At 72.4% G+C, this 25,466-nt stretch carries 2 protein-coding genes; both read left to right on the top strand.

The window, feature by feature from the left end; all coding sequences use genetic code 11:
• Nucleotides 1-73 precede the first annotated feature (73 nt).
• Nucleotides 74-13,966 carry an amino acid adenylation domain-containing protein gene (locus tag AC068B_RS31835; RefSeq protein ID WP_478675001.1) on the top strand — a complete coding sequence of 4,631 codons (13,893 nt, stop codon included), beginning with the start codon at nt 74-76 and terminating at the stop codon, nt 13,964-13,966.
• 71 nt (nt 13,967-14,037) lie between these two features.
• Nucleotides 14,038-25,404 carry an amino acid adenylation domain-containing protein gene (locus AC068B_RS31830; RefSeq protein WP_478675000.1) on the top strand — a complete coding sequence of 3,789 codons (11,367 nt, stop codon included), beginning with the start codon at nt 14,038-14,040 and terminating at the stop codon, nt 25,402-25,404.
• The last annotated feature ends 62 nt before the right edge of the window (nt 25,405-25,466 follow it).

Below are 25,466 nucleotides of genomic sequence, written 5' to 3'. Positions count from 1 at the left end.
TGGGCCGCCGCTGTCGCGCGGCCGACGGCGGGGCCCTGCACATCGCCGTTGCCGCTGTGAGGAGACAGAGACGATGACCCGATCCGTAGTCGAGGATGTCTGGCCGCTGTCGCCGTTGCAGGAAGGGCTCCTGTTCCACGCCGCCTTCGACGACCAGGGACCGGACGTCTACCAGGGGCAGCGGATGCTGGAGCTGGTCGGACCCCTGGACGTGGACCGGCTGCGCAGGACGTGGGAGGCGCTGCTGGCCCGGCACGGCGCACTTCGGGCGAGCTTCCGCGGCCGCAAGTCCGGTGAGGCCGTGCAGGTCATCGCGCGCGAGGCGGCCCTGCCGTGGCGACTGGTGGACGTCTCCGGCCTCACGGAGAGCGAAGCCCTCGCCGAGACCGACCGGCTCGCCGCGGTCGAGCGTTCGCGGCGCTTCGACCCGGCGGTCGCCCCCTTGCTGCGGCTGCTCCTGGTCCGGCTCGGCGACAAGCGCCACCGGCTGGTCGTCACCAGTCACCACGTAGTCATGGACGGCTGGTCCATGGCGGTGCTGTTCAACGAGCTGCCCACCGTGTACGCGGAGGGCGGCCGCGCGCGAGGCCTGCCCCACGTCACGTCCTACCGGGAGTACCTGGCCTGGCTGAACCGGCAGGACAAGGCGGCCGCGCGCGAGGCCTGGCGGGCGGAGCTGGCCGGGGCCGACGAGCCGACGCTCGTGGCACCGGCGGACCCCGGACGGACACCCATCACCCCAGAGAGCCTGATCACCCACATCTCCGAGGAGCTGACGGAAGGCCTCGCGAAGGTGGCGCGCAGCCATGGAATCACGGTGAACACCGTGATCCAGGGCGCGTGGGCCCTGGTCCTGGCCCGCCTCGCCGGACGCACGGACGTCGTGTTCGGCGCGACAGCGGCGGGCCGCCCTGCCGAACTGCCGGGCGTGGAATCGATGATCGGCCTGTTCATCAACACGCTCCCGGTCCGCGTACGTCTCGACGGCACGCAGCCGGTGTCGGAGATGCTCGCCGCCCTGCAGAGCCGACAGGCCGCACTCATGGCGCACCAGCACCTCGGACTGCCCGAGATCCAGAAGCTCGCCGGTCCCGGATCGGTCTTCGACACGATCGTCGTGTACGAGAATTACCCGCGCCCCCCGGAGCGTGAGCCCGCCCCCGGCACCTTCGCCATCCGGTTCCTCGGCGGCGAAGAGGCGGCGCACTACCCGCTCACCCTGGTCGTCGCGCCCGAGGGCGACCGCATGGGCTTCAAGCTCGACCACCGCCCCGACCTGTACGACCGGGCGGCCGCCAAGGCGGTCGTCGACCGGCTGACGCGGGTCCTCGAACAGGTGGTGGCAGATCCGTCGGTACCGGTGGGCCGGGTCGACGTGGCGGGGGCGGCCGAGCGGTCGCTGGTCGTGGAGGAGTGGAACGCGGCTCGGCAGCCGGTGGCGGCCGATTCGGTACCCGAACTGATCGCCATGCAGGCGGCGCGCACGCCTGACGCGGTGGCGGTGGCGGTGTCGTCGGCGGATGGCGAACGGTCCATCTCCTACCGGGAGTTGCAATCAGCGTCGGCACGCCTCGCCCAGCACCTGACGGCTGTCGGAGTGCGCCGCGGGGACCGCGTCGCCGTGGCAATGGAACGCTCCGTCGACCTGATCGTTGCGTTGCTTGGGGTGTGGCGGGCGGGGGCGGCGTTCGTGCCGGTGGATGTGGAGTATCCGGCGGAGCGGGTCGAGTTCCTGCTCAAGGACTCGGCGCCGGTGGCGGTGGTGTGCACCCGGAACACGAGCCGGTTTGTCCCGGAGTACGCGGAGTACGCGGCGGGCGGTCGGCGCGTGGTGGTCGATGACGCGGAGACGGTCTCGGTCGTTGCCGCTTGTCATGCGGATGGGCCTGCGGTGGTGGGTGGGGGTGATGTGGCGTATGTGATGTATACGTCGGGTTCGTCGGGGGTGCCGAAGGGTGTGGCGGTGCCGCATGGCGCGGTGGCGGGTCTGGTGGGTTTGGCTGGGGATTCTGGTTGGTCGGTGGGTGTGGGGGATGCGGTGTTGATGCATGCGCCGCATGCGTTTGATGTGTCGTTGTTTGAGGTGTGGGTGCCGTTGGTGGTGGGTGCTCGGGTGGTGGTTGCGGGGCCGGGTGTGGTGGATGCTGCCCGGATCCGGGCTGCTGTGGCGGGTGGGGTCTCGGCGGTGCATGTGACGGCGGGGATGTTCCGGGTGCTGGCGGAGGAGTCCCCGGGGTGCTTTGCGGGTTTGGGGGAGGTGTTGACGGGCGGGGATGTGGTGCCTGCTTCCGCGGTGGCGCGGGTGCGGGAGGCGTGCCCGGAGGTGGTTGTGCGGCATCTTTACGGGCCTACGGAGATCACCCTCTGCGCCACATGGCACGTACTCCCGGCGGGCGCGCCGATGGACAGGGCCCTGCCGATCGGCCGACCCCTGGCCAACCGCCACGCGTACGTCCTGGACGCCTTCCTGCGCCCGGTCCCGCCCGGAGTGACGGGCGAGCTGTACATCGCCGGGTCCGGTCTGGCGCGCGGGTACCTCGGTCGACCGGGGCTTTCTGCGGAGCGGTTCGTGGCGTGCCCGTTCGCCGGGAGTGGGCGGCGGATGTATCGCACCGGTGACCTGGTCCGCTGGACGGCGGAGGGCCAGCTGTTGTTCGTGGGGCGTGCGGATGAGCAGGTGAAGGTCCGTGGGTTCCGGGTGGAGCTGGGTGAGGTGGAGACAGTACTGGCCGGGCACGAATCGGTTGGTCAGGCCGTGGTGGTGGCTCGCCAGGACGTGTCGGGCGGGGAGAAGCGGCTCGTCGGATATGTCGTGCCGGATGCGGGGCGGGCGGCGGATGCCGAGCTGCTGCGCGCGTACGTGGCTGGGGCGCTGCCGGAGTACATGGTGCCGTCGGCTGTGGTGGTGCTGGACGCGTTGCCGTTGACGGTGAACGGGAAGGTGGATCGGGCTGCTCTGCCCGCGCCGGACTTCGCCGCGCGGACTACCGACCGCAGGCCGCGTACTGAGGTCGAGCGTGTGTTGTGTGCAGTGTTCGCCGAGGTGTTGGGGTTGGAGCGGGTCGGGGTCGAGGACGGGTTCTTCGAGCTGGGTGGGGATTCGATCAGCTCGATGCAGTTGGCTTCGCGTGCGCGGCGTGCGGGGCTCGTGGTCACGCCCCGGCAGGTGTTCACCGAGAAGAGCGTGGAGCGGTTGGCGCTGGTCGCGGAGTCGGTGGGTCGCGAGCCTGCGATGTCGGATGTCGGTACGGGTGTGGTGCCGTGGACGCCGGTCATGCGGGCGCTCGGCGAGCGGGTGGCGTGGCATGGGTTTGCGCAGTGGGTGGTGCTGGGGGTTCCGGGCGGGCTGGGGCTGGACGTTCTGGCGGCGGGCTTGGGCGCTGTGTTTGACCGGCACGACATGTTGTGGGCCCGTGCGGTTCCGGGTGAGTCGAAGCTGATCGTTGATGAGTCGGGGTCGGTGGACGTCGAGAGTCTGATCGACCGCGTGGATGTGTCGGACGGCGGTTTGGATCTGAGTGAGCTGGCGCGGGGCGCTGCGGGGCGGCTCGATCCGGTGTCTGGTGCGATGGTGCGGGTCGTGTGGGTGGACTCCGGTGCTGATCGGCCCGGGCAACTCATCCTCGTAGCACATCACTTGGTTGTGGATGGTGTGTCCTGGCGGGTGTTGGTGCCGGATCTGCGGGCGGCGTGTGAGGCGGTGGCCGAGGGGCGGGTGCCGGAGCTGGATCCGGCCGGGACGTCGTTCCGTCGCTGGGCGGAGTTGCTGGTGGCGGAGGCTGCCGGGGAGGCGCGGGTCGCGGAACTCGACGGCTGGCTGGACCTCCTCGGAGAGCCTCAACAGCCGCTCGGTGTACGGGGGGTGGTGTCGGACGTCGACACAGTCCAGACCCTGCGCCAGCGGGCATGGGTGATACCGGTGGAGCGGGCCGAGGTGCTCCTGGGCCGGACGCCGACCGCGTTCCACTGCGGCGTGGACGACATCCTGCTGGCCACCCTCACCGGGGCGATCACCCACTGGAAGCCGGAAACGGCGGCGGGACTTCTGATCGACGTGGAGGGTCACGGCCGCGAGCCAATCAGCGGCGCGGGCGATGTGGATCTGTCGCGCACGGTCGGCTGGTTCACCAGCTCACACCCGGTGCGGACAAGCACGTCAGGGGTCGATCTCGCCCAGGTCCTCGACGGAGGCCCCGCCGCGGGTGCCCTGTTGAAGGCGGTCAAGGAGCAGGTGCGTGCGGTCCCGGGCGGCGACGGGCTCGGCTACGAGCTGCTGCGCCACCTGAACCCGGAGACCGGCCCCGTCCTGAGCGCCCGGCCCGCCCCCGAAATCGGCTTCAACTACATGGGCCGCTTCACCACCGACACGCACAAGTCCCTTCCCACCGCCTGGCAGTTGACCGGCGACACCGCCATCGGCGGCACGGTCCCCCCGGACATGCCGCTCCAGCACACCCTTGAGGCGAACGTCACCGTCCGGGACACCCCTGGCGGGCCCGAGCTGGAGCTCCGGCTGAGCTGGCCGGACGGTGTGCTGGCGCAGGACGACGCGGAGCGGCTCGGCAGTACCTGGGCCGCCATGCTGGCCGGACTGGCCGCCCACGCGACGGCCGACCCCCACGCGGGCGGACACACGCCCTCCGACTTCCCGCTCCTCGGAGCCGCCGCACTGACGCAGGGCGACGTCGAAAGGGTGGAGGCGGCGGTGCCGGAGCCCGCTGACGTATGGCCGCTGTCGCCGTTGCAGGAAGGGATGCTCTTCCATGCCACATACGACACGGACGGGCCGGACGCCTACCAGAGCCAGCGCGTGCTCGCCATCGACGGACCGCTGGACGCGCGGCGGCTGCGGGCGGCATGGGAGTCACTGGTCGCGAGGCACGAAGCGCTGCGCGCGAGCTTCCATCGCCTTGCCTCCGGAGAGGCCGTGCAGGCCGTGGCCGGGGCCGGTGCCGTACAACTGCCCTGGAACGAAATCGACGTGTCAGGTCTCGATCCGGCCGACGCACTCGCCGAGGCCGACCGCCGCGCCGAGGACGAAGCGGCGGAACGGCTGGACCTGACGACCCCACCGCTGCTGCGCCTGCTGCTGATCCGTCTCGGCGCGGAGCAGCACCGGCTCGTCGTCACCAGCCACCACATCGTGGCCGACGGCTGGTCGACGCCGGTCATGCTCAACGAGGTGTCGGCGATCTACGCGGCCGACGGTGCCGCCCCCGCGCCCGTGAGGTCGGCCTCGTACGGGGACTACCTCGCATGGCTGGACCGCCAGGGCAAGGAGGCCGCGCGGGAGGCCTGGCGGGCTGAGCTGGCTGGGGCCGAAGAGCCGACGCTCGTGGCACCGGCGGACCTCCCCGGTGGCCTCGTCCTGTCCGAGGAACGCTCCGTCCGGCTGTCCGGCAGGGCGACGCGAGCCGTCACCGCGCTGGCCCGTGCCCAGGGGCTGACCGTCAACACGTTCGTCCAGGGCGCGTGGGCGCTGGTCCTCGCTCGGCTCGCCCGGCGCACGGACGTCGTCTTCGGCACGACCGTGGCCGGGCGGCCACCGGAGATCCCCGGCATCGAATCGATGATCGGCCTGTTCATCAACACCCTGCCGGTGCGCGTACGGCTCGACGCCCGACAGCCGGTACTCACCCTCCTCACGCAACTGCAGGAACGTCAGGCATCACTGATGCCCCATCAGCACACAGGACTTGCCGAGATCCAGGCGCTCGGCGGGCCCGGCGCGGTCTTCGACACGATGCTGATGGTCGAGAACTACCCGCGGAATACGTCCCGGCTCTCCGGCTCCAACCCGTCTTGCCCCGACCCCTCCCTCGCCCCGTCGCGCCCCGCCCCCGCTCCCGTGACGCTCACCCAGCTCAGCAGCCAGGCGGGCACGCACTACCCCCTGGCCATCGGCGTCGTCCCGGACGACGACCGCATCGAGGTCCGCGTGACGTACCGGCCCGACGTGTTCGACGGGCAGCGCGCCCTCCACGTGGGCCGTCAACTGACGCGCGTCATCGAACAGTTAGCAACCGACCCGGCGCTGCGGGTCGGCGACGTCGACGTACTGGGCACGGCGGAGCGCACCGCGGTCGTGGAGCGCTGGAACGACACCGACCGGCCGGTTGACGGCGGAACGCTGGGGGAGCTGTTCGACGCGCAGGTGCGCCGAACTCCCGACGCACCGGCCGTAATCGGTGCGGACAGGCAGTGGACGTACACCGAACTCGGCCGGGCCGCCGACCGCGTGGCACATGACCTGCTGACGCGCGGTGTGCGCCGGGGAGACCTCGTCGGCGTGGTCATGGAACGCTCCGTGGACGTGGTCGCGGTGCTGCTCGGCGTGGCACGGGCTGGAGCGGCGTTCGTGCCGGTCGACCCGGCCCACCCGGCGGAGCGGATCGCGCACGTACTCGCCGACGCGGACCCCGCACTCGTGGTGTGCACGACCACGACCGAGCCGGTGCTCCCCGCGGACACCGCACGCTGGGTGTTCGACGCCCCCGAGACGGTCTCCCCCCTCGTCAGGCGTTCGCCTCGGCCGGGTGGTCCCGCCTGCCGGATGTCGGACCCCGCGTATGTGATCTACACGTCCGGCTCGACAGGTACGCCCAAGGGTGTGGTCGTCACGCACGGCGGCATCGGCAACCTTGCCACCGGCCAGATCGAACGCTTCGCCGTACGCCCCGACTCGCGCGTCCTGCAACTCGCCTCCTGGAGTTTCGACGCCGCGGTCTCCGAGATGTGCATGGCCCTGCTCTCCGGAGCGGCGCTCGTCGTGGTCGACGGCGACAGGCTGCCGCCGCACGGCTCGCTGGAGGAGTTGGCCGCCGAGTTCGGGATCACGCACATGACTGTGCCCCCGTCCGTCCTGGGGGCCGTGGACGAGCTGCCGGACAGCGTGGAGACGCTGGTGGTGGCGGGCGAGGAGTGCCCGCCCCGGCTGGCGCGACGGTGGTCGGACCGCCGCCTCGTCAACGCCTACGGCCCCACCGAGGTGACCGTCTGCGCAGCGATGAGCGAGCCACTGCGACCGGCGCAGGATGACGGCCCTGTGCCGGTCGGCCGCCCCCTGGTCAACACCCGGGCATACGTCCTTGACGACTTCCTGAAACCGGTCGGCCCGGGAACCGTGGGCGAGTTGTACGTCAAGGGCCCGGGCCTGGCGCGCGGATACCTGCGGCGGCCCGGCCTGTCTGCGGAGCGGTTCGTGGCGTGCCCGTTCGCCGGGAGTGGGCGGCGGATGTATCGCACCGGGGACCTGGTCCGCTGGACGGCGGAGGGCGAGCTGTTGTTCGTGGGGCGTGCGGATGAGCAGGTGAAGGTCCGTGGGTTCCGGGTGGAGCTGGGTGAGGTGGAGACAGTACTGGCCGGGCACGAATCGGTTGGTCAGGCCGTGGTGGTGGCTCGCCAGGACGTGTCGGGCGGGGAGAAGCGGCTCGTCGGATATGTCGTGCCGGATGTGGGGCGGGCGGCGGATGCCGAGCTGCTGCGCGCGTACGTGGCTGGGGCGCTGCCGGAGTACATGGTGCCGTCGGCTGTGGTGGTGCTGGACGCGTTGCCGTTGACGGTGAACGGGAAGGTGGATCGGGCTGCTCTGCCCGCGCCGGACTTCGCCGCGCGGACTACCGACCGCAGGCCGCGTACTGAGGTCGAGCGTGTGTTGTGTGCGCTGTTCGCCGAGGTGTTGGGGCTGGAGCGGGTCGGCGTAGAGGACGGGTTCTTCGAGCTGGGTGGGGATTCGATCAGCTCCATGCAGCTGGCCTCACGGGCTCGTCAGGCCGGGGTGATCCTCACGCCACGCCAGGTGTTCGAGGAGAAGACCGTGGAGCGGCTGGCGCTCGTCGTGGAGACGGCGGGCCGTGAGGCTGCGGTGCCTGATGTCGGTACGGGGGTGGTGCCGTGGACGCCGGTCATGCGGGCGCTGGGCGAGCGCGTCACGAGCGCGCAATTCGCCCAGTGGGTGGCGCTGGGCACCCCGGCAGGGCTGCGCCCGGATGTCTTGGCGGCGGGGTTGGGTGCTGTGCTCGACCGGCACGACATGCTGCGGGCCCGCACGGTTCCGGGTGAGTCGAAGCTGATCGTTGATGAGTCGGGGTCGGTGGACGTCGAGAGTCTGATCGACCGCGTGGATGTGTCGGACGGCGGTTTGGATCTGAGTGAGCTGGCGCGGGGCGCTGCGGGGCGGCTCGATCCGGTGTCTGGTGCGATGGTGCGGGTCGTGTGGGTGGACTCCGGTGCTGATCGGCCCGGGCAACTCATCCTCGTAGCACATCACTTGGTTGTGGATGGCGTGTCCTGGCGTGTGCTGGTGCCGGATCTGCGGGCGGCGTGTGAGGCGGTCACGGAGGGGCGGCTGCCGGAGCTGGAACCGGCCGGGACGTCGTTCCGTCGCTGGGCGGAACTGCTGACCGCAGAGGCCACCGGGGAAGCGCGAGTTGCGGAACTCGACGGCTGGCTGAACCTGCTGGGCGTGGATGAACAGCTCCTGGCGCAGCGTGCGTTGGACCCGGCTGCCGACACTGCCCGTACTCTGCGCCGAAGTTCCTGGGTAGTTCCGGCGGAGCGGGCCGAGGTGCTCCTGGGCCGGACGCCGACCGCGTTCCACTGCGGCGTGGACGACATCCTGCTGGCCGCCTTGACGGGGGCGATTGCTCACTGGAAGCCGGAGTTGACCTCGGGACTTCTGATCGACGTGGAGGGTCACGGCCGCGAGCCAGCCAGCGGCGCGGGCGATGTGGATCTGTCGCGCACGGTTGGCTGGTTCACCAGCGCGCACCCCGTGCGGACAAGTACGTCTGGAATCGATCTCGCCCAGGTCCTCGACGGAGGCCCCGCCGCGGGCGCCCTGCTGAAGGCGGTCAAGGAGCAGGTGCGTGCGGTCCCGGGCGGCGACGGACTCGGCTACGAGCTGCTGCGCCACCTGAACCCGGAGACCGGCCCCGTCCTGAGCGCCCGGCCCGCCCCCGAAATCGGCTTCAACTACATAGGCCGCTTCACCACCGACACGCACAAGTCCCGCGCCACCGCCTGGCAGTTGACCGGCGACACCGCCATCGGCGGCACAGTCCCCCCGGACATGCCACTGCACCACGTCCTGGAAGCTGGAGCCGCGGTGCGCGACACCCCGGACGGCCCGGAGCTGACGCTCACCCTGAGCTGGGCGGGCGATCTCGTGCCGGAGGCGGAGGCCGAGCGGCTCGGCAGCACCTGGGCGGCGATGCTGGGCGGCCTCGCCGGGTACACCGTCGCCGACATCACCGCGGGCGGACACACCCCCTCCGACTTCCCCCTCCTCGGCTCCGCACTGACGCAGACCGACGTGGCGGAGCTGGAGACCGCGGTGCCGGAACCGGCCGACGTATGGCCGCTGTCGCCGCTGCAGAAGGGAATGCTGTTCCACGCCACGTACGACGAGAGCGGCCCCGACGTCTACGAAGGCCAGCGGGCCCTGGAGCTGGAAGGACCACTGGACGCGGCCCGGCTGCGCGCCGCGTGGCAGGCGTTGCTGCGCCGACACCCGACCCTGCGCGCGAGCTTCCACCGCCTCACCTCGGGCGAGGCCGTGCAGGTCGTCGGGAGCGACGTCGAACTGCCTTGGCGCGAGGTCGACATATCGATGCACACCCCAGCCGACGCCCTCGCCGAGTGCGGACGCCTCGCCGACGCCGAGCGAGCGCAACGCATCGACGTCACGAAGGCGCCGCTGATGCGGCTGCTCCTGATCCGCCTTGCCGAGGACCGGCACCACCTGGTCATCACCAGCCACCACCTCATCATGGACGGCTGGTCCCTGCCGGTCCTGATCGCCGACCTGTCCGCCGTGTACGAGGCGCTGGCGACGGGCGGCGACGAACGGGGCCTCCCGGCGGTGACGTCCTACCGCGAGTACCTCGCCTGGCTCGGTCGGCAGGACGGCGAAGTGGCGCGGCAGGCCTGGTGCGCCGAACTGGCGGGACTGGACGAGCCGACACGCGTCGTGCCCGCGGACTCGGTGCGCGTGCCGGTCGTGCCGGAGCGGGTGCGGTTCGCGTTCCCCGAGGAGTTGTCCCGGGGCGTCGCCGCGCTGGCCCGCGACCGCGGGCTGACGGTGAACACGTTGGTGCAGGGCGCGTGGGCGCTGCTCCTCGCCCGGCTCGCCGGACGCGCCGACGTGGTGTTCGGCGCCACCGTGGCGGGGCGGCCCACCGACCTGCCGGGCGCCGAGTCGGCGATCGGCCTCTTCATCAACACCCTGCCGGTACGAGTGCGTCTCGACGCCCGGCAGCCCGTGGCCGAGATGCTGGCGGAACTGCAGGAACGACAGGTCGCACTGATGGCCCATCAGCACATGGGGCTTTCAGAGATACGTCGACTCGCGGGCCCCGGAGCGGAGTTCGACACCCTCGTGGTCTACGAGAACTACCCTCACCCGCCCTCCGGGCCCGAGGCGCCCCACTCGCTCACCATCCGCCCCACGGGCGCGCCGCAGGACATGGGTCACTACCCGCTGACCTTCGTCGTGTCGCCGGGCACGCCCATGCAGGGCGATTTCGTCCACCGGCCGGACGTGTGCGACCGCGCCGGTGCCGAGCGCATGATCGCGTCGCTGATACGGATCCTCGAACAGCTGGTCGCCGACCCGCAGGCCCCCGTGGGGCAGTTGGACGTGGCCGACGCCGCCGTGCGCGAGACGGTCGTGCACGCGTGGAACGACACGGAGTCGCCGGTGACCGGGGCGCCGCTTCCCGAGCTGTTCGGTCGGCGGGTGGGGTTGTCGGCGGGTGCGGTGGCGTTGGTGGCGGGTGACGTGGAAGTGACGTACGCGGAGTTGGGGGGTGAGGTGGGGCGGTTGGCTCGGTATTTGGTGGGTGTGGGTGTGGGGCCTGAGGTGCGGGTTGCTGTGGTGGGTGAGCGGTCTGTGTCTTGGGTGGTGTGGTTGTTGGCGGTGTCGTTGGCGGGTGGTGTGTTCGTTCCGGTGGATGTGGGTTATCCGGTGGAGCGGGTGGGGTTTGTGTTGGGTGATGTGGGTGCGTCGGTGGTGGTGTGTTCGCTGGCGTGGAGGGGTGTGGTGCCTGGGGGGTTTGCGGGTCGGGTTGTGGTGGTGGATGACCCGGTGGTGGCTGGGGAGATCGGGGCGTGTGCGGCTGGTCCTTTGAGGGATGAGGAGCGGCTCGGGGCGTTGAAGGCCGCGCATGCCGCGTACGTGATCTACACCTCGGGTTCCACCGGCACTCCCAAGGGCGTTGTCGTCACCCATGCCGGGCTGCACAACCTCGCGCGGGCCCAGATCGACCGCTTCGGTGTAAGGGAGGACTCGCGCGTCCTGCAGTTCGCGTCGCTCGGCTTCGACGCGGCCGTCTCCGAGCTGTGCATGGCGCTCCTCTCGGGCGGCACGCTAGTCCTCGCCGCTGCGGACGAACTGCCGCCGCAGGTCTCGCTGGACGCCGCCCTGCGGGCATCCCGCGCCACCCACGTGACCGTGCCGCCGAGTGTCCTCGCGGCCGAGGACAGCCTGCCGGACGGCCTCGAAACCCTCGTGGTGGCCGGTGAGGCCTGCCCGCCGGGTCTTGTCGACCGGTGGTCGTCCGGCCGACGCATGGTCAACGCGTACGGGCCGACGGAGACGACGGTCTGCGCCGCGATGAGCGAGCCGCTGGCGCCGGGACGCGACATCGTGCCGCTGGGACGACCGATGGCGAACCTGCGGGCCTACGTCCTGGACGGGTTCCTGCTGCCCGTGCCACCCGGCGTGACCGGCGAGCTCTACGTGACCGGAGCGGGGCTCGCCCGCGGCTACCTGGCGCGGCCCGGGCTGTCCGCGCAGCGGTTCGTCGCCTGCCCGTTCGGCGCGGGGGAGCGGATGTACCGCACCGGCGACGTGGCCCGCTGGACCGACGACGGCGAGCTGGTCTTCGTGGGCCGCGCCGACGACCAGGTCAAGATCCACGGGTACCGGATCGAGCCGGGCGAGATCGAGGCCGTGCTCGCCGCGCACCCGGACGTCACGCAGGCCGTGGTCGTCGCGCGCCGCGACGGCCCCGACGACGCCCGCCGTCTGATCGCGTACGTCGTCACGGGCAACGGTGCGCTGCCCGACGAGTCCGAGTCCCCGGGACTCGCCGCGTACGTACGCGACCGGCTGCCGGAGTACATGGTCCCGGCGGCGTTCGTCCCGTTGGAGGGCCTGCCGCTGAACCCCAACGGGAAGGTGGACCGGGCCGCCCTGCCCGCCCCCGACTTCGCCGAACGGGTCACGGGACGCGCGCCGCGTACGGCGGTCGAGCGCACCCTGTGCGAGCTGTTCGCCGAGGTGCTCAGCCTGGAACGGGTCGGCGTCGGAGACAGCTTCTTCGAGCTGGGCGGCGACTCGATCATGTCGATGCAGCTCGCCTCGCGGGCACGCAGGGCCGGGCTCCTGCTGACCTCGCGGCAGGTGTTCGAGGAGAAGACCCCCGAACGCCTCGCGGAGGTTGCGGAGACCGCCGAACCGGAGATCGCGCCCGACGACATCGGCGTCGGCGAGGTGCCGTGGACCCCTGTGATGCACGCGCTGGGCGAGCGGGCCACCAGCCCCGGGTTCGCACAATGGGTCGTGGTCGGCGCTCCGGCCGGGCTCGGCCTCGACGTCCTGGCCACGGGCCTCGCCGCCGTCCTCGACACGCACGACATGCTGCGCGCCCGCACCGTCCCCGGAGAGCCCAAGCTCGTCGTCGGCGAACAGGGCTCGGTGGATACGACGACGCTGGTGTCCCGCGTCGACGCGACGACGGCCCCCGCGTCGCCGACACTCGACGAGATCGCGAGCGAGGCCGCCCAGGAAGCGGCGCGCCAGCTCGACCCGGCGGCCGGAACACTGGCCCGCGCGGTGTGGGTCGACGCAGGACCGGGGCGCACCGGGCGCATCGTGCTGGTGGTGCACCACCTCGTAGTGGACGGCGTCTCGTGGCGCGTCCTCGTCCCCGACCTGCGGGCGGCATGCGAAGCGGCGGCCGTGGGACGCGCACCCGACCTGGAGGCCGTCGGAACGTCGTTCCGCCGCTGGGCGGAACTGCTGGCCGCACAGGCGGTCGACACCCACCGCGTCGACGAGGCCGACGACTGGCTGGCCCTGCTGGGCAAAGAGCAACAGGCCGTCGCGGAAAGGGTGTTGGACCCCGCCGTCGACACCGTACGCACCCTGCGCCACCGCTCCTGGACCGTCCCGCCCGAGCACGCCGCCATCCTCGTGGGCCGCACTCCGACCGCCTACCACTGCGGCGTCGACGACGTGCTCCTCGCGGCCCTCGCGGGGGCCGTCGCGCACTGGCGGCCCGACACCGCGTCCGGGCTGCTCGTCGACATCGAGAGCCACGGCCGCCAACCGCTCGACGGCGTCGACCTGTTGCGGACGGTGGGCTGGTTCACCAGCGTGCGCCCGGTCCGCCTTGAGGTGACCGGCGCCGACCTGGACGGCGCTATGGCCGGTGGCAGGGCTGCCGGTACGTTGGTGAAGGCCGTCAAGGAGCAGGCGCGGGCGGTGCCCGGCGACGGACTCGGCCATGAACTGCTGCGGCACCTCAACCCCGCGACACGTACCGGGTTCGAGGCCGCACCGGCGGCACAGATCGGCTTCAACTACCTCGGCCGGTTCGCCACCGGCGGGGGCCGTGCCGCGGGCCCGCCCGGCCCGTGGGAGATGGCCGGAGACACCGCGATCGGCGGCTCGGTCGACCCGGACATGCCCGCCACCCACGCACTGGACGCCGGTGCGGTGGTCAGGGACACCGCCGAAGGACCCGCACTGACGATCACTCTGAGCTGGGCGAGTCGGCTGCTGGAGGAAGCCGACGCCGACCGGCTCGGCAGGACCTGGCTGGACATGCTGGCAGGCCTGGCGGACCACACCGCCGATCCCACGGCAGGCGGACACACCCCATCCGACTTCCACCTCCTCAACCTCGCACAACACCAGATCGAGGAACTCGAAGCCGGATTCGCCGGCGAGCAGCCATGACCGACAGGCACAAGCCCTTGTACAGGCACAAGCCGTAGTACAGGCACAAGCCGTTGTGAGGAGACAGAGCGATGACGACCCGATCCCGATCCCTCGTCGAGGACGTGTGGCCCCTCTCGCCGCTGCAGGAGGGGATGCTCTTCCACGCCTCCTACGACGACCAGGGCCCGGACGTCTACACCGTGCAGTCGACGCTCGACGTGGCAGGCCCCGTGGACACGGATCGGCTGCGGGCATCATGGGAGGCCCTGCTGGCCCGGCACGCGGCCCTGCGCGCCTGCTTCCGTCCCGTGACCGGTGCCCGGATGGTCCAGGTGATCCCGCGTGAGGTCACGCTGCCCTGGGGCGAGGCGGACGTCAGCGGGCTCGTGGAGCCCGAGGCGCTCACCGAGATCGACCGGCTCGCGGCACGGGAACGCACGCGGCGGTTCGACCTCGCCGCCCCACCGCTGCTGCGGCTCCTGCTCGTGCGCCTCGGCGAGCGGCGGCACCGGCTCGTCGTGACGTTCCATCACATCCTCATGGACGGCTGGTCGATGCCGGTCCTCCTGAACGAGCTCTCCCAGGTGTACGCGGCGGGCGGCGACGCCTCCGTGCTGGGGCGCGTGGCACCCTACGGCGAGTACGTGGCGTGGCTCGGCCGCCAGGACAAGGACGCGGCGCGCGATGCCTGGCGCGAACAGCTGGCCGAGGCCGACGGATCGACGCTCGTCGCGCCGAAGGACCCGGGCCGCACCCCGGTGCTGCCCGACCACGTCCTCACCGAGCTCCCGGCCGAACTGACCTCCTCGCTTGCCGAGTTGGCGCGCACCCGCGGCCTGACGGTGAACACGGTGGTGCAGGGCGCGTGGGCCCTGGTGCTCGCCCGTCTCGCCGGACGCACGGACGTCGTCTTCGGTGCCACCGTCGCGGGCCGCCCGGCGGAACTGCCGGGCGTGGAGTCGATGATCGGCCTGTTCATCAACACGCTGCCGGTGCGCGTACGCCTCGACGGGGCGCAGCCCGTCGCCGAGCTCCTCGCGCGGCTGCAGGAGGCCCAGTCGGGGCTGATCGCCCATCAGCACGTCGGACTCGCCGAGGTGCAGAAGCTCGCCGGGCCCGCCGCGGTCTTCGACACGCTGGTTCTGTACGAGAACTATCCGCTCCCGCCCGCGGGCCCCGAGCCCGGCCCCGACGCCGTGACGATCAGGCCCGCGGGGGCGTCGCGCGACGCCTCGCACTATCCGCTCACCCTCGTCGCCGTCCCGGGCGGCGACCGCATGCGCTTCAAGCTGGACTACCGGCCCGACCTGTTCGACCGCGCCGCGGCGGAGTCCGTCGTCCAGCGGTTCGTGCGGGTCCTGGAACAGGTCACGGCCGGCCCGTCGGCCCGCGTGGGCGACATCGACGTACTGGAACAGGCGGAGCGGACCGCGGTGACCGAGCGCTGGAACGCGACCGGGCAGCCGCTGTCGGCCGGATCGGTCGTCGAGGCGTTCGAGGCGCGGGCCCGCAGGTCACCGGAGACGGCCGCCGTCCGCTGCGGCGAGGACACCCTCACGTACGGCCAGCTCGAACAGCGGGCGAACCGGCTCGCCCGCCACCTCGCCGGACTCGGCGTCGGCCGGGAACGCCGGGTGGGCCTGTGCCTGCCGCGCGGCACCGGCATGATCGTGGCGGAGCTCGCGGTGTGGAAGGCGGGCGGCGCCTTCGTCCCCCTCGACCCCGACCACCCCGCCGACCGGCTGGGCTACATGATCGCCGACAGCGGCGCCGACGTCGTCCTGGCCACCGGCGGCAACCTCGCCGCAGTGCCCGTGGGCGACGCGCGCGTGCTGCTCCTCGACGAGCCGGAGACCGCCCGCACGATAGCGGGGCAGTCCGGCGAGCCGCTGGGCCTCGCGGTCGGCGGCGACCAACTCGCGTACGTCATCTACACATCGGGCTCGACGGGCCGCCCCAAGGGCGTCGCCCTCGCCCACCGCGGCGTGCTGAACCTGGCCGAGGCGATGCGGCCCGCGCTGGACCTGCGCGACGGCGTCGTGATGCTGCAGTTCGCCTCCTTCAGCTTCGACGGGGCGGTCCTGGACGTGGCCGTCACCCTGGCGGCCGGTGGCACCCTCGCCATCGCATCCGCCGAGGAGCGCACGGAACCCGAGGCGCTCGCGGGCATGATCCGCTCGACCGGCGTCGAGGCGGCAAGCGTCGTGCCGTCGGTGCTGCGGACGCTGGACCCCGAGACGGTCGCGGGCGTACGGAACTGGGTCCTCGGAGGCGAGTGGCTGACCGCCGACCTCGCGAGCCGCTGGACCGGGCGGGCCCAGGTGTGGAACACCTACGGCCCCACCGAGGCCACCGTGATGGCGACGGTGGGCCGCGTCGACGAGGGCATCAAGCCGGTGGACGCCCCGCCCGCCATCGGGCGCCCGCTCGGCAACATGCGGACCTACGTCCTGGACGGTTTCCTGCGCCCGGTGCCGCCGGGCGTGAGCGGCGAACTGTACGTCGCGGGGCCCGGCGTGGCGCGCGGCTACGTGGGGCGGCCCGATCTGACGGCGGAGCGGTTCGTGGCCTGCCCGTTCGGCGCGGGCGGGCGCATGTACCGCACCGGGGACCTGGCCCGCTGGACCGCGGAGGGACAGCTGTCGTTCGCGGGCCGCGCGGACGAGCAGGTGAAGCTGCGCGGCTTCCGCATCGAGCCCGGCGAGATCGAGGCCGTCCTGGCCGCGCACCCGTCCGTGAGCCAGACCGCGGTGATCGCCCGCGAGGACCTGCCGGGCGACAAGCGCCTCGTGGCGTACGTCGTCCCGGCGACGGAGGGTGAGACCGACGCGGAGGCGCGCCTCGACACCGAAGCCTCGCACCGCCTCGACACCGAAGCCTCGCCCCGCCTCGACACCGAAGCCCTCCGCGCCTTCGCCGCCACCCGGCTCCCCGCATACATGGTCCCGGTGACGACCGTCGTCCTCGACGCCCTGCCGCTCACCGTCAACGGAAAGCTCGACCGCTCCGCGCTGCCCGCCCCCGAGCTGGCCGTGCGCGGCGGCCGCGACCCGCGGACCCCCGTCGAGGCCACCCTGTGCGACCTGTTCGCGGAGGTGCTCGGCATCGAACGGGCGGGTGCCGAGGACTCGTTCTTCGCGCTCGGCGGCGACTCGATCTCGTCGATGATGCTGGTGTCCGGCGCCCGCCGCGCGAGCCTCGCGATCACCGCGCGCCAGGTCTTCGAGTACCGGACCCCGGCAGCCCTCGCGCTCGTCGCCGTTCCGTCGCAGGCCGCCATCGCGGGCGGCGGCGACTCCGGCACCGGAGAGGTGCCGCTCACACCGGTGATGCACGAACTGCTCGACCGGGTCGGCGCCGAGGCGGCGGGCCGGGTCGTCCAGACCGCCGTGGTCGAGGCCCCCGGGGGCCTGCGCACCGACACCCTGGCCGACGCGGTGCGGGCGGTCGTCGACCACCACGACGTCCTGCGGGCCCGCCTGGAGACCGAACCGGCGCGGCGCCTCGTGGTGTCCGGGCCCGGCACCGTACCCGCCGGAGCCTTCGTACGCCGCGTCGACGCGACCGGCACGGCCCCCGAGGACCTGCCGCGGACCATCGCGGAGGAGACCCGCGCCGCGGTGGCGAGGCTCGATCCGCGGGCCGGAGCCATGCTCCAGGTGGTCTGGCTCGACCGGGGCCCCGACACCGCAGGGCGGCTCGTCCTGGTCGTCGACCACCTCGTGATGGACGCCGTGTCGTGGCGGATCCTGCTGCCCGACCTGGAGCAGGCCTGCGCCGCGACCGCGGCGGGCCGCACACCCGAACCGGAGCCGGTTCCCACGTCGTTCCGGCACTGGGCCCGCGCCCTCGCCGAACAGGCGGCGAGCGCGGAACGGACGGCGGAGCTCGACGCGTGGACACAGCTGCTCCAGGGACCCGACCCGCAGTTCACCGCGCTGCCCCTGGACCCGGCGCTCGACCTCGCCGACACGGTGCGGCGGGCATCGGTGACCGTCCCCGCCCACGTCACGACCGCACTCCTGACCGGCGTCCCGGACGCGTTCCACGCGGGCGTGGACGACGTACTCCTGACCGGCCTCGCCGCGGCCGTCGCGGAGTGGTGCGACGGCGGCGCGCCCGACGGCGGCTTCCTCGTGGACGTGGAGGGCCACGGCCGGGTCGCGCTGTCCGAGACCATGGACCTCTCGCGCACGGTCGGCTGGTTCACCGGCACCCACCCGGTGCGGCTCGACGCGGGAAGGCCCGACTTCGAGGACTTCCGGGAAGGCGGCCCGGACGCGGGGCTCGCCGTCAAGCGCGTGAAGGAACAGGTGCGCGCGGTACCCGGCGACGGCCTCGGCCACGGGCTGCTGCGCCACCTCAATCCCGAGACGGCCGCCGCACTCGCCGCCCTCCCTGCCGCCCGGATCGGCTTCACCTACCTCGGCCGGATCCCGCTCGGCCCGTCGGCCGGAGACACCGACGCCCCGCCGAGCGACGACGAGAGCCCCGCGAGCGCCCCCGCGGACGGCCGCTTCCCGGTCGCCCATCCGCTGGAGCTCGCCTGCGTCGTCCACGAAGGACCCGGCGGGCCCCGGCTCACCCTGAGCCTGGACTGGCCGCAGCGCCTGCTCGACGAGACGGCGGCCCGAGCCCTGGTCGACGGCTGGGCCGCCATGCTGACCGGCCTTGCCGCACACGTCGACGAGCCCACCGCGGGCGGCCACACCCCATCCGACTTCCCGCTGGTCGCCCTCGACCAGCCGCAGATCGACAAGCTGGAGACGGCGGCCCCGGACCTGGTCGACATCTGGCCGCTGTCACCCCTGCAGGAAGGCCTCCTCTTCCACGCCCTGTTCGACCGGCAGAGCACCGACGTGTACGTCGAGCAGATGATCGTCGGCCTGGAAGGGCCGCTCGACGCGGCGCGCCTGCGCGCCTCCTGGCAGGCGCTCCTGAACCGGCACGCCAGCCTGCGGGTGGGATTCCGCCAGGTGGCGGGCTCCGGACAGTCCGTGCAGGTCGTCGCCGACCGGGCGACGCTGCCGTGGCGCGAGGAGGACCTCTCCGAACTCGACGAGGACGCCGCGTGGGAGGAGTCGGAGCGGCTCGGCAGGGAGGACCGTGCCAAGGGCTTCGACCTTGCGAAACCGCCGCTGGTGAAGGTGCTCCTGGCCAAGACGGGCGAGGACCGCTACCGCATGATGGTGACGCTCCATCACATCGTCCTGGACGGCTGGTCGTTGCCCGTCCTGCGGCGCGAGCTGTGGGCCTGCTACGAGGCTGGCGGCACCGCGGCCGGACTGCCCCCGGTCACCCCCTACCGCGACTACCTCTCCTGGCTCGCACGGCAGGACAAGGACGCGGCGCAGGAGGCCTGGCGCGCGGAGCTGGCCGGGGCGGATGAGGCGACACAGGTCGTGCCCATGGCTCCGGGCGCGGTCGCCGCGCCGGACCCGGACGCCGCGTCCGGCGAGGTCTTCGCCGTGGCGGGCCCTGCGCTCGACCGCAGGCTCGGCGAGCTGGCCCGCGCCCACGGCGTCACCCTGAACACCGTCGTCCAGACCGCATGGGCCCTGGTCGTCGGACAGTTGGCCGGACGCCAGGACGTCGTGTTCGGCGCCTCCGTGGCCGGTCGCCCCGCGGACCTGCCCGGCATGGAGAACATGCTCGGCCTGTTCATCAACACCGTCCCGGTGCGGGTGCAGTTCGCCCCGGCACGGACCGTCGCCGAGGTCCTCGCGGACGTCCAGGGCCGCCAGTCCGCCCTGATGGACCACCAGTACCTGAGCCTGGGCGACATCCAGCGCGTGGCGGGCCGCGGCGCGACGTTCGACACCCTCATGGCGTTCGAGAGCTTCCCCACCGGGACCAACCCGTCCACGGAGAACAACGGGGACACCCGCGAGCCGGGGCCTGCCGGTGTCGAACTCACCGAGGCAGGCATGCGCGAGTCCATCAACTACCCGCTCGGCCTGGTGGTGGACCCCCTCAACGGACTGCGGATGCGGCTGACCTACCGCCCGGACGCCTTCGACGAGCAGGCCGCCCAAGCGCTCCTCGACCGGCTCCTGCGGGCGCTGCGGCAGATGACCGCGGAGCCCGGGGCGCCCGTCGGCAGGCTGCAGCTCTCCGACGCCGCGGACCGCTCCCGCGTCCTGGAGGAGTGGAACGCCACGACCGTGTCCCACCCGGACACCCTGGTCCCCGAACTGTTCGCCGCGCACGCGCAGAGCTCGCCCGATGTGGTGGCGGTGCGGTGTGGTGAGGAGGCTTTGTCGTACGGCGAGTTGGAGGCGCGGGCGAATCGGCTGGCGCGGTGTTTGGTGCGGGCCGGGGTTGGGTTTGAGTCCCGGGTCGGGCTGTGCCTGCCGCGTGGCGTCGACATGGTCGTGGGGGAGTTGGCCGTGTGGAAGGCGGGCGGCGCGTTCGTCCCGCTGGACCCCGAATATCCGGCCGATCGGCTGTCGTTCATGGTGGCCGACAGTGGTGCGCGGGTTGTGGTGGGTGTTGGCGAGAGGCTGGCGGATGTGGCGGTCGGCGGTGCGCGGGTCGTGCTGCTGGACGAGGACGACGACGAGGGCGGCACGGTCGCCGCGGAGTCCTCTGAGGCTTCCCTCGACGTACGGCTTTCCCCGGACCAGCTCGCGTACGTGATCTATACGTCCGGCTCGACCGGCCGCCCCAAGGGGGTAGCCGTTGCGCATGGCGGCGTGGCGAATCTGGCGGCGGCGATGCGGCCGGTGCTGGGTGTGGAGGCGGGTGTCACGGTCCTGCAGTTCGCGTCGTTCAGCTTCGACGCGGCCGTGCTGGACGTCGCCGTGACGCTCTCCGGTGGCGGCACATTGGCGATCGCTTCCGCGGACGAGCGGGCGGAGCCCTCCGCGCTGTCGGACATGATCGAGTCGGCCGGTGTCACCACGGCCAGCGTCGTGCCCTCCCTGCTCACCATGCTCGATCCCGCCTCCGTGCCCGGAGTCGGCAACTGGGTCCTCGGCGCGGAACTCATGACCGCTGCCCTCGCGAGCCGGTGGACGACACAGGCGCGGGTGTGGAACACCTACGGGCCCACCGAAGCCACCGTCATGGCCACCGCAGGGCCCGTCGACGAGAACATCAGGTCGCAGGACAGGCCGCCCGCCATCGGGCGCCCGCTGGACAACGTACGGACGTATGTCCTGGACGGTTTCCTGCATCCCGTCCCGGTGGGGGCGACAGGGGAGTTGTACGTTGCCGGGCCCGGTGTGGCCCGCGGGTATGTGGGGCGGCCGGATCTGACGGCGGAGCGCTTTGTGGCGTGCCCGTTCGCGGGTGGCGGCTTCGGCGAGCGGATGTACCGCACCGGGGACTTGGCCCGCTGGACGGCCGACGGGGAGTTGTCGTTCGTCGGGCGTGCGGATGAGCAGGTGAAGGTGCGGGGGTTCCGGGTGGAGCCGGGGGAGGTCGAGGCGGCGTTGGCGGCGCATCCCGAGGTGCGGCAGGCCGTGGTGATCGCCCGTGAGGACCGGCCCGGCGACAAACGCCTCGTCGGTTACGTCGTGCCCGAGACCGAGGACCTGGAGATCCAGTCCGTGCACGACCACCTGGCGAAGGCGCTGCCCGACTACATGCGGCCCGCCTCCGTCGTGATCCTGGAGGCCCTGCCGCTGACAAGCAACGGCAAGGTCGACCGCGGGGCCCTGCCGCGCCCCGACTTCGCCGGGCGCATCTCGGGCCGTGAGCCGGAGACCGAGCTCGAAGCGACCCTTTGCGCGCTGTTCGCCGAAGTCCTCGGCCTGGAACGGGTGGGCGTCGACAACAACTTCTTCGACCTGGGCGGCGACTCGGGCCTGGCGATGCGGCTCGCCGCGCGGATCCGCGAGGAGCTCGGCAGCGAGCTGAGCATGCGCCGGTTCTTCGGCGAGTCCACGCCGCTCGGCGTGGCCCGGATGCTGACGTCCAAGGAGCTTCCGGAGCTGCGTCCCGTCGACCACCCCGACGAAATACCCCTCACCGCGGGCCAGTTGAGCACCTGGCGGCTCGCCAGGGCCAACCCCGGTTCCGCGGCCCAGCGGGTGTCGATCGCGCTGCGCCTGGGCGGCAGGCTCGACCGGGAGGCGCTGGCGGCGGCGCTGGGAGACGTCGCGGCACGGCACGACATCCTGCGCACGGTCTTCGTCGGTACGGACACGGGCACCGGCGGCACTCACACGGGTACCGGCACGGACACCCGCGCCGAAGCCGACACCGCCGACGTACGCCAATGCGTCCTGGAGCCCGACGCCGAAGCAGCCCGCCCCGCCCTCCCCGTGACCACGGTCACCGAGGAGGAGCTGCCGCGGCTGCTCGCCGACCACGCGGGGCACGAGTTCGACCTCACCCGTGAAACGCCTTGGACGGCACGCCTGTTCGCGGTCACGGAGACCGAACACGTACTGCTCCTCGTCGTGCACCGCATCGCCACGGACGACGCGTCGCTGATCGTCCTGCTCCGTGACCTGGCAGCCGCGTACGGCGCACGCAGGGAGGGGCGCGCACCCGAACGGGCGCCACTGCCCCTGCAGTTCGCCGACTACGCCCTCTGGGAGCAGGAGATGCTCCGCGACGAGGAGGACCGCGACAGCCTCATCGGCGAGCAGTTCGCCTACTGGAAGAAGGCCCTCGCGGACGCCGACGCCGAGCAGGAACTCCCGGCCGACAGGCCGCGGCCCCCGCTGCCGTCCCACCGCGCCGACGAGGTGCCGCTGGTCCTCGACAGCGCCACGCACATCCGGCTGACCGAGATCGCCGAGGCCGACGGCGCGACCTTCTTCATGGTGGTGCAGGCCGCCCTCGCGCTGCTCCTCTCCGGGCTCGGCGCGGGCACTGACCTCAGCCTCGGCACGGTGCTGCCGCGCCGGGACGAGGAAGGCGACCTGGACGGCGTCGTCGGCCCGTTCGCCGATCCGCTGGTCCTGCGTACGGATGCCTCGGGCGACCCCACGTACCGCGAACTGCTCCACCGCGCGCGGGACACGTATCAGCGCGCGGTCCAGAACCCGGACGTTCCCTTCGGGCGGCTCGTCGACGCGCTGGCGCTGCCCGTGGAGCAGCGGCACCCGGTGTTCCAGGTGGTCCTTGAGATCCTCAGCGACTCCGCCGAGATGTGGGAGTCGCCGGAACTGCCGGGCCTGCGCACCACCCGGCTGTCCGTGGGCACCCCGGCTACCCAGCCTGACCTCGTGGTCGGCCTCACCGAGCGGCACGGATCCGACAGCGGGCCTGACGGAGTCGACGGCGCGATCCGCTACGCCGCCGAATTGTTCGACCGCTCCACCGCATCCGCACTCGCCCGGCGGCTCGTCCGTGTCCTCCAGCAGGTGGCGGACGACCCCGAACTGCGCCTGAGCCAGGTGGAGATCCTCCTGGACGAGGCCGAGCGCCGACAGGCCCTGGAGATCCGCGGCGCCGCGGACGCGCCGATCCCGGACGGCACCGTCGTCGAGCTGCTCGCCGAACAGGCGGCGCTGGCCCCCGAGGCCGTCGCCGTCATGGACCATGACGGGCTGCTCACCCACGGCGCGCTGGACGCCGCGTCCGCCCGCCTTGCCCGGCGCCTCGCCGACCACGGCATCGGCGCCGAGGACGTGGTGGTCCTCGCCCTGCCGCCCGCCTCGGGCCTCGTCGTCGCGCTGCTCGGTGTGCTCAGGTCCGGCGCCGCCTGCCTGATCGCCGACCCGAACCGGCCCATGGAGGACGTGGCGTCCTGCCTCCGTCAGGTCACGCCCGCCGCCCTCGTCTGTGCGACGGCCATGGCCCCGCTCCTCGGCGACGGCGTGACGGTGCCCGTCCTGCTGCTCGACGACCCGCGGCTCACCGCCACCAACGGCGCCCCGCCGCAGTCCGGTGCGCCGTTGGTGGCGCCTCTGCCCCGGCAGGCGGCGCTCGTCCTCGGCGCCTCGGCTTCGGACAGTGCCGACGGCACCGTCACGGGCGCCGTCGTCGAGCACCGGACGCTCGTCGACCACGCGGTGCACCACCAGCACGCCGCCCCCACGCACCCCGGGGTGACGTTCCTCGACGTACGGGCCCCGGTCTCCGACCTGGTGACACCGCTGCTCTCCGCACTGTGCGCGGGTGGCGGCGTCCGGCTCGGCACACCCGGGGAGGACGCGATACCGGCCGCAGGGCCGGGCGGTGCGCAACGACTCGTCACCGCACGCGAGTTGCTGCCCGAGGTGATCGAACGCGCCGCCGGGGAAGCGCCGTTCGCCGAGGTGACGGTCGTCGACCACGGGGGAACCGCGGCCGTCGACGCCACCCGGGCCTGGCTGGCCGCCCACCCACGGGCCACCCTGGTCAGCGCCCTCGGCGCGGCCGAGACCGGGGGACCCTGGCTCGACCACAGGACCGGTCCCGGCGAGACCCTGCCCGACCGGGCCCCCACCGGCACACCCGTGCCCAACACGTACGCCTACGTCCTCGACGACTACCTGCGCCCGGTCCCGCCGGGCGGCACGGGCGACCTGTACGTCGCAGGCTCGTCGCTCGCGCGCGGCTACGCCGAAGCCCCCGGGCTCACCGGCGAACGCTTCGTCGCCTGCCCCTTCGGCGTCGATGGTGAACGGATGCTGCGCACGGGCGAACGCGCGAGGCGGACCGCCGACGGTCTGCTCACCCTGCACGGCAGGGGGCGGAGCGGAACCCGCGCGGCCGGGCGCCGCGCGGGCGGCGACCACGGCGACCTGGAGATGCTGCTGCCGCTGCGGCCCAAGGGCAGCCTCCCGCCGCTGTTCTGCATGCACACCGGCACGGGCCTGAGCTGGGCGTACGCGGCGCTGCTGCGGCACCTGCCGCAGGACCGTCCCGTGTACGGCGTGCAGGCCCGCGGACTCGCCGAACCGGAGCCACTGCCGCAGAGCCTGGAGGAGATGGCGGCCGACTACGCGCGGCAGATCAAGACCGTCCAGCCCGAGGGCCCCTACCACCTGCTCGGCTGGTCCCTCGGCGGCCTGATCGCCCAGGCGGTCGCCACCCACCTGGAGGAACAGGGCGAACAGGTCCAACTCCTCGCGGTGATCGACGGCTACCCGGAGGGCTTCGGCGGCGCCCAGTACAGCAACGTCCAGCCCGAGGCGGGCCAGGACGACGACGCCTCCGCGCCCAGGGCCAGTGACTTGGGACTGCCGCCCGACGAAGACATCGGCCAGGACATGGACGAGGGACTCAGGGCGAACATGCGCCAGGTCATCGACAACGTGGGACGGCTCACCCCGCGCCACACGCCGCGCCGCTTCGAGGGCGACCTGCTGCTCTTCGTCGCGGCCGAGGACCGGCCCGCGGACACCCCGGCAGAGGTCTCGGCCGAGAGCTGGCGGCCCTACATCACCGGCGACATCGAGTCCCACGAAATCGCCGCAGGCCACTACACGATGCTGCAGCCCGCGCCTTCGGCACGGATCGGAGGCGTCATCGCGGACAAGCTCCGGTCTGCGGCCGACACCGGAAAGGAGTGAGGCGAACGGAATGCCTGGCACGGCGGATCGCGGCGCTCCAGGAATCGTGAATTGAATCGTGA

It is taken from the genome of Streptomyces sp. NPDC042371, from assembly GCF_056437465.1.
The sequence above is the reverse complement of the archived record's forward strand: the minus strand, read 5'-3'. Positions and strand labels throughout refer to the sequence as shown.

Coding starts and splice junctions, on each gene's coding strand:
- AC068B_RS31835 (WP_478675001.1), top strand. CDS start 74: ATGACCCGATCCGTAGTCGAGGATGTCTGGCCGCTGTCGCCGTTGCAG.
- AC068B_RS31830 (WP_478675000.1), top strand. CDS start 14,038: ATGACGACCCGATCCCGATCCCTCGTCGAGGACGTGTGGCCCCTCTCG.